The sequence below is a fragment of the Marinobacter pelagius genome (assembly GCF_003315345.1).
Lineage (GTDB): Bacteria > Pseudomonadota > Gammaproteobacteria > Pseudomonadales > Oleiphilaceae > Marinobacter > Marinobacter pelagius_A.
On the sequence record NZ_QNRO01000046.1, the window covers coordinates 1 to 2498 of the forward strand.

General features: G+C 57.2%; 3 protein-coding genes. 1 reads left to right on the forward strand and 2 read right to left on the reverse strand.

Features of this window, described 5'->3' with window-relative positions; genetic code table 11:
• Nucleotides 1-96 precede the first annotated feature (96 nt).
• Nucleotides 97-723: a peroxiredoxin gene (locus DET50_RS19260; RefSeq protein ID WP_113864304.1), complete on the forward strand. Its 627-nt coding sequence runs from the start codon at nucleotides 97-99 to the stop codon at nucleotides 721-723.
• Between the two features lie 97 nt (nucleotides 724-820).
• Here the strand turns inward: DET50_RS19260 and DET50_RS19265 are convergent, their stop codons facing one another.
• Nucleotides 821-1924 carry a PilT/PilU family type 4a pilus ATPase gene (locus tag DET50_RS19265; protein ID WP_113864305.1) on the reverse strand — a complete coding sequence of 368 codons (1104 nt, stop codon included), beginning with the start codon at nucleotides 1922-1924 and terminating at the stop codon, nucleotides 821-823.
• 244 nt (nucleotides 1925-2168) lie between these two features.
• A partial coding sequence (locus DET50_RS19270) for a transposase (RefSeq protein ID WP_181800026.1) occupies nucleotides 2169-2498 on the reverse strand: 330 nt, incomplete at its 5' end.

Below are 2498 nucleotides of genomic sequence, written 5' to 3' on the forward strand. Positions count from 1 at the left end.
CTCAACTACGGAGTCGATCTATCAACCATCTGAGGGTGGTATCAGATTGATGGGGTGAAGGTGCCCCATCAACCATTAAATCCGTATACCCAGATTATGTCCATCCGTCTTGGCGAAACCGCTCCGGACTTCAAAGTAGACACCACCAAAGGCGCGATCAGCTTCCATGAGTGGGCTGGTGATTCCTGGGTGTTCTTCTTCAGCCACCCCGCTGACTTTACTCCGGTATGTACCACTGAAATGGGCCGTACTGCCCAGCTGGCCCAGGAGTTTGCAGCCCGCAACGTGAAGCCGCTTGGCCTGTCTACCGACTCTGTAGACGAGCACATGAAGTGGATTGACGACGTAAACGATACCCAGAGCTGTGACCTTCAGTTCCCGATCGTTGCCGACGAAGACCACAAAATTGCCCAGCTGTACGACATGATTCACCCGGGTGAGAGCGAAACCGCCGCCGTACGCAGCGTGTTCATCATCGATCCGGCCAAGAAAGTCCGCCTGACCCTGACGTACCCGATGGCGGTTGGTCGTAACTTTGACGAAATCCTGCGTGTTATCGACGCGCTGCAGACAGCCGATGCCAACAAGGTTGCCCTGCCGGCAGACTGGCGCAAGGGTGGCGAGGTGATTATTCCGCCGTCCATCTCCAACGAAGAGGCGAAGGATATCTTCCCGCAGGGCTGGAACGAACTGCGTCCTTACCTGCGCATGACCAAGATCTGATTTGACGCTGCACTGAACTGAACTGATCAGGTTCACAGCCTGCCCCCGGCCTGGTTGCTCACGACACCGAGCAGCCTGGTTTGGGGGCTTTTTTGTGTCAGTCTCTGTCGAAGGTCAGGCTGTCGGAGTTGCCGGCAAGGCTGCCTTTTTCCAGCCGGATTTTCACTTCCAGGTTGTGGCGGGAATCGGCGCTGGCCAGCGCGGTTTCTTCGGTGATCTTGCCCTGGTGGTAAAGGTCCATGATGGCCTGGTCAAAGGTCTTCATACCCTGCTGCTGGCTCTTCTCCATGACTTCGGTAATGCCCTCAACTTCGCCTTTGTTGATGATGTCCTTGATGTAGGGGCTTGCGAGCATCACTTCGACCGCTGCGCAGCGCTTGCCATCCTTACCTTTCAATAACCGTTGGGCCACCACGGCTTTCAGGTGCAGGCTCAGGTCCATAAACAGCTCTTTGTGGGCATGCTCCGGGAAGAAGTTCACGATCCGCCGCATGGTCTGGTCTACGTTACTGGCGTGCAGGGTGGAGATGCACAGGTGCCCGGTTTCCGCATAGGTGAGGGCTTGCTTCATGGTTTCACGGTCGCGGATTTCACCGATCATGATCACATCCGGTGCCTCGCGCATGGCCCGGCGCAGGGCTTCGGTGTAGGAGTGAGTGTCTACGCCCACCTCCCGCTGGTTCACCACGCTTTTCTGGTGCGTGTGAGTGTATTCTATAGGGTCCTCAATGGTGAGGATGTGGCCGGTGGTGTGGCTGTTACGGTAATCCAGCATCGAGGCCAGGGTGGTGGACTTACCGGAGCCAGTGGAACCCACCACCAGGATCAGCCCCCGGGGTTCCATAATCAGCTGCTCGAGAATCTTTGGCAGGCCAAGGGTATCGATGGACGGAATTTCGGTTTTCAGGTGACGAATCACCATGCTGACTTCGCCCCGCTGCCACAGCACGTTCACCCGAAATCGCCCGATATTGGCCAGCCCCACGGCCATGTCCAGCTCCAGCGACTTCTCGAACTCCGCCCGCTGTTTGTCTTTCATGATCGAATACGCCAACTCCTTCACCGCCCCGGCTGGCAGGTGTTTTTGGGTGATGGGAGCGGTGTGGCCTTCGACTTTCATCATCACCGGGGCACCGGTGGACAGGTAGAGGTCGGAGGCGCCTTTGTCGGCCATGAGTTTTAGGTAGGCGGTGAGGTCCATCGGCGTTCCTTTAGGCGTTGAAAAACGATGATATGTGCCAGTGTAGTAGGTCTTAGTCTTGAAGGGTTATTTAACGATACTAACCCGGATTTCTCATGAGGCCGGCAGGCGTGGCCGGTGAAGCCTCGGTGTATCAACAACCTGCCTTCCACCGCTAAAAATTGATCGTTTTTTATTCAATTCCCGCGTATGGGGCGCACTGCCCCCTTTCCCCCATTGAGCCGGGCCGGGGGCGCCCGCCTGTTCAGGTCGGCTTGAGGCGGGCAACCAGCCCCGCAAAGAGTTCCTGATGCGGATAGGCCTCGCTGATCAGCACGCGGATGCGCCGGCTGTTGCGAATGATCACCGCACCGATCTTGAGCAGTTTCAAGCGCAGGTTATGGATGCTCATGCGCGCCAATGCGGTGCCCTGGAGATGATCGCGTAGCCGTTCGAACAGCACATAGGCAAAGGCCGACAGCATCAGCCGCCACTGGTTAGTCCACCAGCGTGGGCTGGAGGTGCGGTCGGCGAACAGATCCAACTGTTGGTCCTTGATCCGATTCTCCATGTCGCCACGGCCGCAGTAGTCTTC

Bases quoted from the DNA above. Each gene is read 5' to 3' on its own strand.
- DET50_RS19265 (WP_113864305.1), bottom strand. From the start codon at position 1,924: ATGGACCTCACCGCCTACCTAAAACTCATGGCCGACAAAGGCGCCTCC.
- DET50_RS19260 (WP_113864304.1), top strand. From the start codon at position 97: ATGTCCATCCGTCTTGGCGAAACCGCTCCGGACTTCAAAGTAGACACC.